At 68.2% G+C, this 13,971-nt stretch carries 19 protein-coding genes; 11 read left to right on the forward strand and 8 right to left on the reverse strand.

The genetic code is table 11. From position 1 onward, the window contains the following. Positions 1 to 200: 200 nt before the first annotated feature. On the forward strand, positions 201 to 425 hold the full coding sequence (locus BMZ83_RS13670; RefSeq protein ID WP_074879746.1) for a hypothetical protein: 225 nt from the start codon (positions 201 to 203) through the stop codon (positions 423 to 425). 25 nt (positions 426 to 450) lie between these two features. Here BMZ83_RS13670 and BMZ83_RS13675 read toward each other — a convergent pair whose 3' ends face one another. Then, on the reverse strand, positions 451 to 1,413 hold the full coding sequence (locus BMZ83_RS13675; protein WP_074879749.1) for a zinc-dependent metalloprotease: 963 nt from the start codon (positions 1,411 to 1,413) through the stop codon (positions 451 to 453). 379 nt (positions 1,414 to 1,792) lie between these two features. On the opposite strand from BMZ83_RS13675, the gene BMZ83_RS13680 reads away from it, so the two are divergent. Then, positions 1,793 to 3,142 (forward strand): MFS transporter, encoded by a 1,350-nt coding sequence (locus tag BMZ83_RS13680; RefSeq protein WP_079990203.1) that lies wholly within the window; start codon positions 1,793 to 1,795, stop codon positions 3,140 to 3,142. A 17-nt stretch (positions 3,143 to 3,159) separates the two neighbouring features. Here the strand turns inward: BMZ83_RS13680 and BMZ83_RS13685 are convergent, their stop codons facing one another. Next, positions 3,160 to 3,645, reverse strand: a complete 486-nt coding sequence (locus BMZ83_RS13685; protein WP_074879752.1) for a hypothetical protein — start codon at positions 3,643 to 3,645, stop codon at positions 3,160 to 3,162. Positions 3,646 to 3,929: 284 nt separating this feature from the next. On the opposite strand from BMZ83_RS13685, the gene BMZ83_RS13695 reads away from it, so the two are divergent. The 5 genes from BMZ83_RS13695 (at position 3,930) to BMZ83_RS13715 (ending at position 7,618) form a co-directional block, all read left to right on the forward strand. Next, positions 3,930 to 4,190 carry an AbrB/MazE/SpoVT family DNA-binding domain-containing protein gene (locus BMZ83_RS13695; protein ID WP_074879760.1) on the forward strand — a complete coding sequence of 87 codons (261 nt, stop codon included), beginning with the start codon at positions 3,930 to 3,932 and terminating at the stop codon, positions 4,188 to 4,190. 1 nt (position 4,191) lies between these two features. Beyond that, positions 4,192 to 4,599, forward strand: coding sequence for a hypothetical protein (locus BMZ83_RS13700; RefSeq protein ID WP_074879763.1), 408 nt, complete (start codon positions 4,192 to 4,194; stop codon positions 4,597 to 4,599). 76 nt (positions 4,600 to 4,675) lie between these two features. After that, positions 4,676 to 5,740, forward strand: a complete 1,065-nt coding sequence (locus BMZ83_RS13705; RefSeq protein ID WP_074879766.1) for a M20/M25/M40 family metallo-hydrolase — start codon at positions 4,676 to 4,678, stop codon at positions 5,738 to 5,740. 176 nt (positions 5,741 to 5,916) lie between these two features. Further along, a complete protein-coding gene (locus BMZ83_RS13710; RefSeq protein ID WP_074879771.1) occupies positions 5,917 to 6,840 on the forward strand; it encodes an ABC transporter ATP-binding protein in 924 nt (307 codons plus the stop codon). Beyond that, positions 6,833 to 7,618 (forward strand): ABC transporter permease subunit, encoded by a 786-nt coding sequence (locus BMZ83_RS13715; protein WP_074879774.1) that lies wholly within the window; start codon positions 6,833 to 6,835, stop codon positions 7,616 to 7,618. The genes BMZ83_RS13710 and BMZ83_RS13715 overlap by 8 nt, the downstream gene beginning before the upstream one ends. Before the next feature lie 40 nt (positions 7,619 to 7,658). Here BMZ83_RS13715 and crcB read toward each other — a convergent pair whose 3' ends face one another. Both crcB and BMZ83_RS13725 read right to left on the reverse strand, forming a co-directional pair. Continuing rightward, the gene (gene crcB, locus BMZ83_RS13720) at positions 7,659 to 8,015 is read right to left on the reverse strand and encodes a fluoride efflux transporter CrcB (RefSeq protein ID WP_074879777.1); all 357 of its coding nucleotides are present in this window, start codon (positions 8,013 to 8,015) and stop codon (positions 7,659 to 7,661) included. Then, positions 8,012 to 8,410, reverse strand: a complete 399-nt coding sequence (locus tag BMZ83_RS13725) for a fluoride efflux transporter FluC (RefSeq protein WP_074879780.1) — start codon at positions 8,408 to 8,410, stop codon at positions 8,012 to 8,014. Before BMZ83_RS13725 ends, crcB begins: the two co-directional genes overlap by 4 nt. 95 nt (positions 8,411 to 8,505) lie before the next feature. Between BMZ83_RS13725 and BMZ83_RS13730 the strand changes: the two genes are divergently transcribed. Beyond that, positions 8,506 to 8,985, forward strand: a complete 480-nt coding sequence (locus BMZ83_RS13730) for a 50S ribosomal protein L11 (protein WP_074879784.1) — start codon at positions 8,506 to 8,508, stop codon at positions 8,983 to 8,985. A gap of 44 nt (positions 8,986 to 9,029) precedes the next feature. Here BMZ83_RS13730 and BMZ83_RS13735 read toward each other — a convergent pair whose 3' ends face one another. The 4 genes from BMZ83_RS13735 to BMZ83_RS13750 form a co-directional block, all read right to left on the reverse strand. After that, complete coding sequence (locus tag BMZ83_RS13735) at positions 9,030 to 9,290, reverse strand: hypothetical protein (RefSeq protein WP_074879787.1); 261 nt, start codon at positions 9,288 to 9,290, stop codon at positions 9,030 to 9,032. Between the two features lie 68 nt (positions 9,291 to 9,358). Next, positions 9,359 to 10,024 carry a hypothetical protein gene (locus BMZ83_RS13740; protein ID WP_074879790.1) on the reverse strand — a complete coding sequence of 222 codons (666 nt, stop codon included), beginning with the start codon at positions 10,022 to 10,024 and terminating at the stop codon, positions 9,359 to 9,361. Next, entirely contained in the window at positions 10,021 to 10,665 is a 645-nt protein-coding gene (locus BMZ83_RS13745) for a hypothetical protein (RefSeq protein ID WP_074879793.1), read from the reverse strand. Before BMZ83_RS13745 ends, BMZ83_RS13740 begins: the two co-directional genes overlap by 4 nt. Positions 10,666 to 10,707: 42 nt before the next feature. Further along, on the reverse strand, positions 10,708 to 11,550 hold the full coding sequence (locus BMZ83_RS13750; protein ID WP_074879796.1) for a hypothetical protein: 843 nt from the start codon (positions 11,548 to 11,550) through the stop codon (positions 10,708 to 10,710). A gap of 185 nt (positions 11,551 to 11,735) precedes the next feature. Between BMZ83_RS13750 and BMZ83_RS13755 the strand changes: the two genes are divergently transcribed. From BMZ83_RS13755 to BMZ83_RS13765, 3 genes are all read left to right on the forward strand, one after another. Next, positions 11,736 to 11,915, forward strand: a complete 180-nt coding sequence (locus tag BMZ83_RS13755; RefSeq protein WP_074879798.1) for an HVO_2753 family zinc finger protein — start codon at positions 11,736 to 11,738, stop codon at positions 11,913 to 11,915. A gap of 2 nt (positions 11,916 to 11,917) precedes the next feature. Further along, positions 11,918 to 12,184: an elongation factor 1-beta gene (locus BMZ83_RS13760; protein WP_074879801.1), complete on the forward strand. Its 267-nt coding sequence runs from the start codon at positions 11,918 to 11,920 to the stop codon at positions 12,182 to 12,184. 247 nt (positions 12,185 to 12,431) lie between these two features. Beyond that, positions 12,432 to 13,814 carry an ATP-binding protein gene (locus tag BMZ83_RS13765; protein WP_074879898.1) on the forward strand — a complete coding sequence of 461 codons (1,383 nt, stop codon included), beginning with the start codon at positions 12,432 to 12,434 and terminating at the stop codon, positions 13,812 to 13,814. Positions 13,815 to 13,971 lie beyond the last annotated feature (157 nt).

Consider the following 13,971-nt stretch of genomic DNA (forward strand, 5'->3'; position numbering starts at 1 on the left):
GTACGTCATGCTACGATACGTTCCCAGTTAAATATCCGTATTGATGGTGAATGTGGGTTGTGGAGGCGTTGTCGGATTCACACCCGCCGTGACCGGCGGGATTCTCTCCTCGAAGAAAGATAGGTGTCTTGTGGGGGTGGAACCGCCGCGTTCAAGCACCCGAGACTCCTCTGTCGGCGTATGCAACGGGAGAGTGAGCGATGAGCGGCCGGGACGTCGGCTCGCTGCCGCTCCAGATCGGGTTCGTGCTCATCATCGCGCTCTCCGGCGTGTTCGTCTCGATCCAGGCCGGCGCCGGGATCCGCTTCGCGCTGCTGGCCGGCGTCGCGGGGCTGGTCGTCGGCGTCGTGATCACGTGGTTCATCGTCCGGAACCTCCGGGACGTGATGCCGGACACGCCGGACATGTCCGACCGCGAGTGGTAACGACGCGACCCGGGCGAGCAGCCGGTTACGCGATCCGGGCCAGCCAGCGCTCGGGGTCGTCGAGCTCGTCGTCGGTCGGCAGGTTCTCGGGGCGATCCCAGACTTTTGCGGCCGTGTCGAGCCCCTCAGCGTCGGCGACGGCGTGGAAAAAGTCGGCGCCGCGCTCGTACTGCCGGCGCTTGAGACCGAGCCCGAGCAGGCGGCGGATCAGCTGATCCACGGGCCCGCCGCCCCCGCGTCGGGCGTCGATCTTCCGGCGCAGGTCGTCGTACTCCTCGTCGAAGGCGCGATCCATCAGCAGCTCCGCGTACCCCTCGACGGCGGTCATCGCGGCGTCGAGTTCCGAGAACGCCTCGCGGTTCAGCCCGCCCGACGCGAGTTGGGTCACGGTGTCGCGCATGCGGGACTCCAGATACTCGGGGAGCCACTCCGCGGCGCCGAACTCCGCGGCGTGGGTCACCTCGTGGAACGCGATCCAGCGGCGGAATCGGGGGAAGTCGACGTTCAGTTCTGCGGCGGTGCGCTCGATGTTCGGGTGGACGAAGTAGAGCTCGTGGGTCGGCCCGCCGTCGGCTTCTGCGAGCAGGAGGGGGTCGTACTGGCCGAGCACGTGCCGACCGAGGAACGCGAGCGAGAACGACATCGAGCCCGTGTTGACGACGCGGGAGGCGCCGGGGAAGAGCGGCTGGTCGAACTCCGCGGTCATCGGCTCGATCAGGCGATGGAACGTGTCGACGTTGGCGTCGATCCAGTGGTGACGGTTCTGGAGCGAGATCTTCTCGGGCACGTCGAAGGCGACGTCGCCCACCTCGCGGATGCGGTCGCGGGCGTCACGCACGTCGGTCGCGTACCCCTCGCGCTCGGCCGCCGAGAGTTCGAGCGAGCCGGGGTCGGTGCTCGCCTTCGCGGCCTCGGAGACGGCCCCCCAGTCGACGACGCCGTCCCCGGAGGCGGAGACGACGGCGTCGACGCTGCGGAAGAGATCCATACCCGTACTCGGCGGCGGCCGGGCAAAAACCCTCGCTCACTCGGTGCCTGCGGTGGCGTGTGTCGATCCCCCACAGGACCACCAGAGCTAAATCGGCCGTGTCCACACTCCGAGATGACGCGCACTATGACTCGCCGGCACTCGTGTCGTCCGGTGTTCGATCCGCTCTCGCCGCCGGCCGCGCGAGGGGCCCGATAGCTGCAGCACTCGGGTTCGCCTCGCTTCGCTACGTCCTGTAGCCGCAGTTCATCGATCGAACACACACGCACATGCCGCTATCCGCCGAGTCGCCGGCCCGCCGTCGGCGCTCGCTCGCCCCCGCTGACCGACAGCCGCATCGCTCGCAACCTGAACTGCTCCGAACGCCGGGTGGTCGTCGATGACCGCCGATTCGGCCACGGCCGACGCGACTGAGGCCGCTGCGACCGACGCCGCCGACGCGACTGACGACACCGGACGTTCGGCGTCGTCCATCTGGCACAACCCCGACTTCCGGCGCTTCTTCGCCGGCCAGTTCGTCACCAACGCCGGCGACAGCCTCTACACCGTCGCCGTCCTGTGGCTGGTGTTCGAACTCAGCGGCTCGACAGCCCTCACTGGAGCTATCAACGCGATCCTGCTGCTCCCGTGGCTGCTGCAGATCCTCGCCGGCCCGATCGTCGACCGACTCCCGCTCAAACCCCTGCTCGTCGGCTCGCAAGTCGTGCAGGGCGTCGTGGTGCTCGTGCTCCCAGTCGCCGCGGCGACGGGCCACCTGCGGGTCGAACTCCTGTTCGCCGTCGCGCCCGTGTTGATGCTCGCGTCGCTGGTGATGAGTCCGATGCAGGCCACGCTGGTCCCCAGAATCGTCGCCGAAACACGACTCTCCGAAGCGAACTCCGCGCTCGCGACGGTCACGCTCGGACTGGACATGGTGTTCGACGCGCTCGGCGGCGCGTTCATCGCCCTGTTCGGCGTCACGACGCTGTTCCTGTTCGACTCCGCGACGTTCGCCCTCGCTGGCCTGCTGTTCGCCGGGATCGCCCTCCAGTCGGCGGAGCGCCGTGGCACCGACGAGGCCGCCACGGACGAGTCGATCCTCGCCTCGTACCTCGACGACATGCGGGACGGCATCGACGCGCTCCGCGGGACCGTGTTCGTCGAGTTCATCCTCATGACCGCGGTCGCCAACCTGGCGACGGGGACGACACTCGCCGTCCTGCCGGCGTTCGGCGACGGCCTCGGCGGGCCGGCCGTGTACGGGATGCTACTCGGCGCACTCGGAGTGGGTCGACTCGTCGGGTCGCTGCTCGCGCCGTACGTCGAGGACGTCGGGTACGGTCGGTTCCTGTTCGTCGGGAACTCGCTGGCGGCCTGCTGCTGGCTCGGATCGGTGGTCGCCCCCTCGGCAACGCTCACCGTGGTCCTGTTCGGCCTCGCGTGGGTGCCCGCCGGCGCCAGCGGCGTGCTCACGGCGACGCTGAACCAGACGGTGTTCCCGGCCGACCTCCTCGGTCGCGTGTCGTCGGTGAAGGGGACCGCTTCCGGGGCGACGCTCCCGCTCGGATCGCTCGTCGGCGGCGTCGTCGCCGGGACGGTCGGAGTGACGACCACGATGGCGCTGGCGGCGTTCGGCTTCGGCTTCACGGGGCTGTATCTCCTCGTACGCCCGCGCCTCCGCCGGCTTCCCGCGGTTACCGACGCCGATCCGGCGGCGTTCGGGGTCGCCGCGACGACGGACGAGGGGTAGAAAAGCGGGTCGGAGCGTTACTCCTCGACGACGATCTCCTCGCTCCCGGTGAGGAGTTTGTACGCGGCCACTGCCAGCGCCAGCAGCAGACCGACGACGGCGGCGACGACGAGGCCGGTTCGCCCGCCCGTCTGCTCCTCGGGGCTGGTGATTTCGATGGGGACCGAGTCCTCGGCCTCGGCTTCGAGCTCTTCGGTCGCCTCGTCGACCTGCTCCTCGATGTCGTCCAGCGCGTCGAGCCCCTCGGGTTCGACGCCGGCGAGCAGTTTCCGGACGGCGTAGGCGAGCGCCGCGAGGGCGCCGAGTCCGACCAGCGGCGCGAGCAGGCTGGGGCCGGAATCCTCGGTCGACTCCTCGGTGGTCGTGGAGGTGTCGGCCGTGGTTGTCTCGGTCGTCGTCGTGTCGTCGTCGGTCGGTTCGTCGCCGCCCGGGAGGCTACGCGGCCCGACCTGGAACCCGTCGTGGAAGTGCAACTCGAAGAACGTGAACTGTTTGTCGGCCATACATGTTTATTCGGGCGCAGTCGGGAAAGCCGTTGTGGGGCGAGGCGGCGCCGCCAGAAACGGGACGAGCGCACGCTGGTACCGCCGGCCGCTGGTTCGGGCCGAGCGTCTCCGAGAGTGGGACGAAACCTGCCTCGCCCGGGACCCGTTTTACTGGGAGCAGAAGCGTGCGGCCATCGTCGGCGGGTGCGAACTCTTCTTCGTCGAAGAGCCGCCGGAGGACGGGGTACGCGGCTGTTCAAGCCCCCCGCAAGACTAAGGTATTACGAGGTGTATTACCGCGTATGAGCAAGTCCACTCGTGTCACGGAGAAGGGCCAGGCGACGATCCCGCACGAGCTCCGCGAGAAGTACGATCTGGAGCCCGGGGACGAGGTCATCTGGATTGACACCGACGAGGGTATCGTCGTGAAGAAGCGCACCCGCACCGGCGGACGCGGGATGCTCGTTCCCGACGACACCCCGGACGAGAAGCGTGAGGAGGTCGCCGAGGAGTTGGGCCAGCGCGTCCGCGAGCGCCGCGACCGCAACTACGAGGAAGCCTGAGATGGCGACGTACACCGCCGACGCCGTCTCACTCCTGGGCTACCTCGTCGATGCGCTCCCGCGAGCGGCTGACCAGGCGTTCGCCGAAGCCGAAGCCGGGGAAACGGTCATGCAGGCACCGAGCACGGCGCTCGCTGAGGTGCTGTACTCGGTCTCGCGCGACAAGGACGTTCGGGGGGTCCCCCTCAGGGGGACGCCAGAGGACGCCCGCCAGGCGCTGGTCGGGAACGGCCCCGTCTCGGTCGCGCCGGTCGATGAGGCGGAGCTGGTCGAGTACGCGCAGGTCGTTGACGAGTTCAGCATCCACGACGGCCTGATCGTCGCCAGTCACCGCGCGCAGGACACGGACGCGATTCTCACGACCGACGGGGCTATCCGCGACGCCGGCTACGACACCGTCTGGGAGTGATCGTTCGGCCGGCGCCCAAAACGGCCACGTTGGCCACCATCGTCGGACTGATGGGCCTCCCCGCCGAGACGCCGCCATGGACGACAGTCAGCGGGAATTCCTCGACGAACTGCTCACTACTCCCAGTCCCTCCGGCTTCGAGACGCGCGGCCAGCGCGTCTGGGTCGACTACGTCTCCGAGTTCGCCGACCGCGTCGAGACCGACGCGTACGGCAACGCGATCGCGGTCCACGAGGGGGATCCGGAGGTCGACACCGAGTTCGCCGTCGGCGGCCATGCCGACGAGATCGGGTTCATCGTCCGGGACATCGTCGACGACGGGTTCCTCCGCATCGCCCGCGTCGGCGGCTCGGACCGCACCGTCTCGAAGGGCCAGCACGTGACGGTCCACACCGACGACGGGCCGGTCCAGGGCGTCATCGGCCAGACCGCGATCCACCTGCGCGAGGGCGACGAGGAGTACGAGGATATCGCCGAGCAGTTCGTCGACGTGGGCGCCGAGGACGACGACGACGCCGAGGACCTCGTCTCCATCGGCGACCCGGTGACGTTCTCCTCCGGGATTCAGGAGCTCGCGAACAGCCGCGTCGCCGCCCGCGGGATGGACAACCGCGTGGGGACGTGGGTCGCCGCCGAGGCGCTGCGCCGCGCGGCCGAGGCGGGCGCCGACGCGACGGTGTACGCCGTCTCGACGGTGCAGGAGGAGGTCGGCCTGAAGGGCGCCCAGATGGTCGGGTTCGGCATCGATCCGGATGCCTACGTCGCCGTCGACGTGACCCACGCGACCGACAACCCGGACGTGGCCGGCAGCAACCGCGGGCCGGTCGAACTGAGTGCGGGACCGGTCGTGGGCCGCGGCAGTGCGAACCACCCGAAGCTGGTCGAGTTGGCCCGGGAGTCGGGCGAGGAGGACGACGTGGACTACCAGCTCCAGGCCGCCGGGAGCCGGACCGGCACCGACGCCGACGGCGTGTTCACGCAGAAGGGCGGGGTGCCGTCGCTGAACGTCGGGATCCCGAACCGGTACATGCACACGCCGGTCGAAGTAGTGGACACGGAGGATCTGGACGCCGTCGCGGATCTCTGCGCCGGGATGGCCGAGCGGGCCGGCGAGCACGGGTCGTTCGACGTGGAGATCTGACTCGCGCTTTCTCACGTGGCCCGACCGCTTTTTCGACGGCGTCGGCGACTCGCCCGTTCGACCGAACGGCGGTGATGGCGGTCCCACTCGCCGAGCGCGAACGGCTCGTGTCGGGTGGCGAGTGAACCCCTCGGTTCGGCGATACAACGAAATGGGCGTAGTGCGAAGACTGAGGTATGGGCGCGATCGAACTCGAGGGGCTGACGAAGGATTACGGGCCGGTCCTCGCCAACGACGACGTCTCGTTCACCGTCGAATCCGGCGAGGTCTTCGGCTACCTCGGCCCGAACGGCGCCGGCAAGACGACGACGATCCGGATGCTGCTCGGGTTCCTCAATCCGACTGCAGGCACGGCCCGGGTACTCGGGACCGATATCCGGGACCGGAAGGCGCTCGTGGAGGCGAAACGCCGGATCGGCCACCTCTCGGACGATCAGGCCTTCGACGAGCAGGCCACCGGAGCCGAGATCCTCGATCTCCACGCCGCCGTGAAGGGCGACGAGCGGCGGGCGGAGCTGCTCGACCTGTTCGAGCCGCCGCTCGACCGGCGAGTCCGGGACTACTCCAGCGGGAACGTCCAGAAGCTGGGGCTGGTGACGACGTTCATGCACGACCCCGACCTCGTCATCCTCGACGAGCCGACGAACGGGCTCGACCCGCTCGTGAAACATCAGTTCGCCGAGTTCCTCCGGGCCGAACGGGACCGGGGGGTGACCGTGTTCCTCTCCTCGCACATCCTGAGTGAGGTCCGGCGGCTCTGTGACCGCGTCGGGATCATCCGGGAGGGCCGGCTCGTCACCGTCGATCCGGTCGACTCGCTCCTGCGTCGGACCGGCAAAGTCGTCCGGCTCCACAGCGCCGAACCGATCCCCGTCGAGTTCGTCGATCTCGACGGCGTCCACGACCTCGAAACGACCGTTTCGGACGGTCGGGGTGTCGACCCCGAGGCGGCGTTCACGGAGTGTACGTTCACCTTCACCGGCGACATCAACGAGCTCCTGGACCGGCTCCCCGACCACGAGATGGTCGACGTCTCGATCGAGGAAGCGCCGCTCGAAGACGTGTTCCTGCGGTTCTACGGGGGTGAGGGGGATGTTTGAGTTCGCCCGCTACGACGCCGCCAAGCGAGTACGGGGGAGCGTGTATCTCTCCGTCGGGATCTCGCTCCTCGCCGCGTTCGCCGTGTGGGCGTACCCGTCATATAGCGAGGCGATGGACATGGAACAGCTCCGCGAGGCGTTCCCCGAGCCGATGATCCAGGCGTTCAACATCCAGACGATGGCCTCGCTCGAGGGGTTCCTGGCGGTCGAACTGTACATGTTCGGCTGGATCATCCTCCTGGGGCTGTACATGGCCTACAGCGCCGCGAGCATCGTCGCCGACGACGTCGACCGCGGCCGGATGGACACCCTGCTGTCGATGCCGGTCTCGCGGCCGCGGCTGGCGATCGAACGGTTCGCCGCGCTCGGCGTCCCGATCCTGATGGTGAACGTCGTCACTCCCGTCGTCGTGCTCGTCAGTGCCGACCTGATCGGCGAGTCGCTGTCCGCCGTCGACGTGATCGCGCTCCACCTGCTGTCGATCCCGTACCTGTTCGCCTGTGCGGGGATCGGGCTGCTCGCGTCGGTCCTGTTCGACCGCGCGAGTATCGCCCAGCGCGTCGCGCTGGGGGTCACGTTCGGGATCTATCTGGTCGAGTCGCTGCTGCGGGGGACGGAGTACGAGGCGCTGGGCGTCATCGCGCCGATGCGGTATTTCGACCCGAACGAAGTCCTGCTCGACGGCACGTACGATCTGGTTGGCGCGGCCGTCCTGCTCGGGATGACGGCGGTCCTCCTCGTCGTCAGCCAAGTGATCTTCGTCCGCCGGGACATCTGACCCCGGGAACGCACCGGCGAGCGCGTTCCGGCGACGGCACTCACCCGACGAGCAGCCACGCGAGTCCGAGCGCCACGCCCGCCAGCGCGAGCGTCCCGAGTGCGTAGCCGACCGCCAGCAGCCGATCGCCGTCTTCCCAGGCCCGCACGGTCTCGACCGAGAACGACGAGAACGTCGTGAACGCGCCACAGGTCCCCGTCCCGAGCAGGAGCAGCGCGTCGTCGCCGGCGCCGGCGAACGTGAGCAGGCCGAGCGCGAACGTGCCGAGCGTGTTGACCGCGAGCGTCGCGGTCGGGAACGGCGCGTCGGCGTCCGCGAGCGCCTCGCCGACGGCGTAGCGAAGCGTGGCGCCGAGCGCGCCGCCGAGGCCGACGAGGACGGGCGCGGGAGCGATCACGTCGACTCACCCCCTGTGTGGTGTTCGTCGTCGGCGTCGACGACGCGGCGAGCGAGCCACATCCCCGCTGCGGCCGCGGCGAACCCCAGCGCGTAGTTCGCGAGCACGTTCCCGACGAGAAGGGCGGGCGAGCCAGCCAGCGCCGACTCGACGGCGAAGGTGGAGTAGGTCGTGAAGGAGGAGAGGAAGCCGGTCGCGATCGCGAGTCGGACCGCGCGTGAGAGCCGGCCCGCGGCGACGGTGGCGACGACGACGCCCAGCGCGAACGCGCCGAGGACGTTAGCCGCGAGCGTGCCGCCCAGTTCGGGGAGGGCAACGGCGAGCAGCCAGCGCGCGTTCGCGCCCGCGAACCCGCCGCCGGCGACGAGTGCGAGCGTTCGGGCGCTGGAGAGCATACGGCGCCTGCTGGGCCCGGTGGGGCCAAACCGCTGTCGTTCCCGGTCGGATCCGGAAAGAAACCGTTAAACGGCGCGCCGGGCACCTTTCGGGTATGGCTGGAACCATCGAAGTGCTCGTCGCGGGCGGTGAGGCCGACCCTGGCCCGCCGCTCGGCCCCGAGCTGGGTCCGACACCCGTCGACGTGCAGGCGGTCGTGCAGGAGATCAACGAGGAGACCGACGCCTTCGACGGGATGGAGGTCCCCGTCACCATCGACTACGACGACGACGGCTCCTTCGGCATCGAGGTCGGCGTCCCGCCGACCGCGGAGCTGATCAAGGACGAGGCCGGCTTCGACACCGGCTCGGGCGAGCCCCAGGAGAACTTCGTCGCCGACCTGACCGTTGATCAGCTCAAGAAGATCGCGGAACAGAAGTCCTCGGACCTGCTCTCCTACGACACCAAGAACGCGGCCAAGGAGGTCGCCGGCACGTGTGTCACCCTCGGCGTGACTATCGAGGGCGAGGACGGCCGGACGTTCAAACAGCGCATCGACGCCGGCGACTACGACGACACGTTCGCCGAAGCCTAACGCGGCGCTTCTCTCTCCGTTCTCCGACTCGAGTAGCGACGGGGTCAGTCGGCGCCCCGGAACTCGACCGCCACGAGCCCGGCCGCGATCAGCAGACACGCGGCCGTCAGTACGGTCGCCGCAGTCGGCCAGAAGTAGCCGTTCGCTTGCCCGAGTTGGAACACGCCGGCGAACGCGACGGCCGCGAGCGCCAGCGGTTTCAGCGGGCGCTCGCCGGTCACCGCGAACTGCCAGATTGCGACGCCGATGGCGGCGACGACGGCGACGCCGGCGAGACCGATCCAGAGGAGGGCGGTGTCGACCATACGCGGGGGTCGGTCGCCCGCCGAATCACCGTTCCGGTCCCGCCTCCGGCCGGAACCGTTCCGATCGGCTACTCGGCCCCGCTGCGTGCCCGGAGCCGATCGGTGAGCGACTCGGTGAGCCCGGTCAGGTAGGCCGTCCCCCAGAGGCCGACGACGATGCCGCCCAGCGTGTCGAACAGCAGGTCCTTCATCGTGTCCTCGAGCCCGTACTGGGTGAGCACTGCGGGCGCGCCGATCGCCTGGGCGACCAGCGTGATGGCGAACTCGAGCACCTCCCAGAGCACGCCGAACGCCATCGTGAACAGCAGGATGAACACGAAGACGAACCGCGGCGGGAAGCGCACGGCGTCGGTGTGCTCGTCGAGTGCGCGGACCGTTACGTAGCCCGCGCCGGCGACGATGCTGGCTGAGAACGTGTGGGTCATGTGGTCCCACCAGGGCACCGCCCGGTAAGGGTGGGCCTCGGCGCCCGGGAGGCCGACGGTGCCGAACCCGTGGAGGAACACCGCGAGCGTGATCCACAGCACCAGCGCCGGGTCGAGTTGGATGTCGTAGTCCCGCTTGAGCAGCGCCGGGATGTACGTCACCGCGAACCCGACGCCGGCGTTGACCATCACGCCGACGCTGCCCTCGTAGAAGCCGACGGCGATCATGCCGAACAGGCCGTACTGCATCGCCTGGGCGGCGATACGCTGCTGGCGGTCGCTCAGCCCGAGCCGGTCGCGGATCCTCACTGCGGCTCACCCCCGTCCGTGAGCGGGCCGTCGGCGCTCGGACCGCCGGTGCGGTCGTTTGCGCGCCGCCGGAAGTAGTAGGTGAACAGCAGCGCCGAGAGCACCCCCGCCATCGTCGCGGCGGTGAAGTCCCACATCAGCGCCTCCTCGGCGTGGGGGCGGTTGAGGAACCCCGTGCCGAGGTAGATGTCCGAGAGCCACTGGGCGACCGCCCAGATACCCGCGGCCGCCATGGTGGTGATGACGACGAACACCACCGCGAACGCGTCGTTCATCCGCGTCGACGTGAAGCGATCGAGCAGGACGGCGACGATCAGCGCGACCGCGGCGACGGCGACGTAGGTCGTCACGCGCCCGGTGAGGGCGATCTGACCGACGGTCCGGCCGGTGACGAAGACGCGCCCCCCGACAGGGAGTGCCGCCAGCACGAGCAGTTCCCACGGCAGCATCGTCTGCCAGTTGCGGTGCAGTACCGCCGGCAGCGCCCCCAGCGCGACGACGACGAGCACGAATCCCGCCCAGACGAGTTCGCCGGTCAGGAGTTCGACCCCGCCCGTCGCGAGCAGGAAGCCGAGCACGGCCCACGCAACCAGCGCGTTCCCGCGCTCGCCCTCGACGAGCCCCAGCCCTGCGCTGTCCATGTACCTGCCTATCGCCGGTGCGGGCAAAACCCTTCGGCCGCGTCAGAACCGTCGTCGATCCGCCGCCAGTCGAATCGAGAGGTCGAACTGCGGGGCGTCGTCGCCGCCCCACGCCGCCTCGCAGGTGGCTGCGACCGCTTGCTGGCCGTCGTGGTCGCCGCGCCACGCGAACGCGTAGGCGTTGTCGTCGAACCCGGTTCGCTCGGGGACGACCCGGACCTCCCCGGTCTCGAGCGGGATCGACGCTGCCAGGCCGTCGACATCCGGCGAGGATGGGCCGATCGTGATCGGCCCTTTCGACCGGTCGCTGCCGGGTGTGTACGGGCCCATCTCGGCGCCGTCGCCGGTGAGTTCGACGCCGACTTCGAGGCGACGGAGCGCGGCTGTCGCCGCTGCGGGGCCATCGTCGCTTTCGCCCGGGAGGCGGCCGGCCGCCCAGAGCCAGAGTTGGTAGTGCTGTTTGCCGTCCTCCGAGCGGTCAGGGATCTCGTAGGCGGCCACGACGCCGTCGGCGACGGCGCGGAGGGCGCCCGTCCCGTCGGGCTGTGGGTCCGGGTCGCCCGCCGTGGTCAGCCCGATCGTGCGCGTCCACGCGCCGACGAACTGGAGATCGTGTTCGGGCTCGGCGTCGGCGGCGCCCCAGACGCCGTGGTCGCCGTAGCGCTCACGCTGGCGGGTGGTGTAGGCGTCGAACTCATCGTTCGAGAGCCCGGTCTCGGCCATCGCGCTGGTGCCGCCGATCGCCGTCGCGGGCGGGGAGACGGTGTCGCGCACGTCGCCGAGGCAGCCGGCGGTGCCGGTGAGGCCGGCGACGCCGAGGGCGCCCGCGGCACGTCGGAGGAACTGTCGTCGCGAGTTGTTGGCACTGCGTGGAGGGCGTCGCATACCCGAATTATGTTCGCCTGTCGAGAGATAGTTTTGTCGATGGCCTGCTGTCGGCGCCCTCCGGCGTGGCCACGCCCTCCGTGTCTCGTGGGTTCACTGGAGCGTCGACGGCGCCGCGGCGAGCGATTCCGCCCGCTCGGCCGGGGAAGGTAACGGTTAAACGTCACGCGCCCGCCTTCCTGAACATGAGCGAAGCAGATACGACGGGAGATCGCGCCTGCGTCTCCTGTGGCATCTCCGTCACGGGGACCAACGCGGCCCGGTTCAAGTGCCCGGAGTGCGGGAACGTCATCTTCCGGTGTGCCAAGTGTCGAAAGCAGAGCAACCTCTACGAGTGCCCGGACTGCGGGTTCAGGGGGCCCTGACGATGGGTGACGTTGCTGCCAAGATCAAGGTCATGCCGGAGAGCCCGGACGTCGACCTCGACGCGCTCGAGGACCGACTCGAGGCCGCCCTCCCCGAGGGCGCCGAGATCCGTGGCTACCAGCGCGAGGACGTGGCCTTCGGCCTCGTCGCGCTGCTGCCGACGGTGATCGTCCCGGACGACGCCGGTGGCACCGAGGCCGTCGAGGAGGCGTTCAGCGACGTGGAGGGCGTCGAGAGCATCGACGTCGACTCCGTCGGCCGCCTGTAGGGCCGTCGACGATTTCTGCGGTTCGCTACGCCGTGGAGCGCTAGCTGTCGATCTCTTGTGCTTCGGTCGGAGTAGCCAACCGGCGTTCGTGTTCTCGGTGCGGGAGTTTGGCACGGTAGTCGCTCCACCACCCCCTCGGGGATGTCCGCAATCGATATCGGCCATCTGATTGTTCAATCCTCTCCGGGACACCAGTTCTTCTGGGCGAAACACATAAGTCATTATCGCAGTAATGATTATCTGGATAATGACCTTCTACGACAGGGAGGCGGAGCTCGAAGCGCTTGAGACCGCCTACGAATCGGGGGAGGGAGAGTACTTCGTCGTCTACGGGCGTCGACGAATCGGGAAAACGGCGCTGCTGAAGCAGTTCTGTATGGATCGGCCGCATATCTACTACCTCGCTGCACAGGAATCCGAGCAGCGCCAGCGGGAGAAGTTCGTCGAACAGATCGCCGCATACGCCGACGAACGCCCGCCACGGGTTTCGGACTGGGAAGATGCACTCACGTACCTCGCCGAGAAGCTGCAGGAGGAGCGATTGATCGTCGCTATCGACGAGTTCCCATATCTCGTGGCAGAGAACGAGTCGCTTCCCTCGTACTTTCAGTCATTCATCGACGAGCAGCTTTCTGGTACCGACTCGATGCTCGTGCTGTGTGGGTCAAGTGTCAGTACGATGGAGTCGGAGATTCTGGGTCAGGAAAGCCCGTTGCACGGCCGCCGGACTGGACAGATCGACCTCCAGCCGTTCTCCTTCCGTGATGCACGGGCCGTCATCTCCTACGAGTTCGAGGACGCCGTACAGTCGTACAGTGTCACCGGCGGGACGGCAATGTACCTCACCCAGTTCGACTACGACCGCTCGCTCGCGGAGAACATCAAACAGGAGGTCCTGTCGCCGACAGCGATGCTGTACAACGAACCGGAGTTTTTGTTGCGGACTGAACTCCGGAGCCCGGCACGGTATCTGAGCATCCTCGAGGCGATTGCGACCGGCCATACAACGCCGAACGAGATCGCTGGGGCGACTGGGATCGGGTCGGGGCCTCTCTCAAAGTACCTGCAGACACTCCGGCGCCTCCGGCTGATCTCGCGGGAAACGCCGGTTACGGCGTCGATGAAGCAGTCAAAACGTTCGCAATACGTCGTCGCCGACGAGTTTCTCCGGTTTTGGTTTCGGTTTGTCGAGCCGAATCGCTCGAGTATCGAGGAGGCACCGGAGATGGTGTATGAGGGAACGATTGCACCTCGATTGGCGGATCACGTCTCGTCGACGTTCGAGGATATTTGCCAGGAAGCCATCTGGGAAGCGATCAGGCAGGGTGAGCTCGCTCCCTACGCCGATCTTGGTCGCTGGTGGTACGGCGAACAGGAAATCGATATTGTCGGTCTCGCGCCGAGTGACGACCGAATCCTCTTCGGCGAATGTAAGTGGACCACGGAGCCGGTCGGCCACGGACTCGTTGATTCCTTAGCTGAGAAAGCAGACGACGTTCGCTGGGGTCCGGCCGATCGGACGGAATCGTTCGCGCTGTTCTCCCGCAGCGGGTTCGTCGATGGCCTCGCGGACGACGTTGACGAAGACTGGTCGTTGTTCGGCCCGGAGGAACTGAGTACCTTGCTCTGACCGTGGGCCTTCTCCGTCGTACCTTCCGTGCGAATCTGCTCGGTCCGGTCTGTACGACATCCGAGCCGGAACTGACCGATTCGGAGCTTTTCACCTGAAGCGGTCAAGGCGGATGCCCCTTCCTCAACGAGTGCCGGGCTTCCGGCGTCCGCTCCGG

This window comes from Halolamina pelagica, assembly GCF_900115675.1.
GTDB classification, from domain to species: domain Archaea; phylum Halobacteriota; class Halobacteria; order Halobacteriales; family Haloferacaceae; genus Halolamina; species Halolamina pelagica.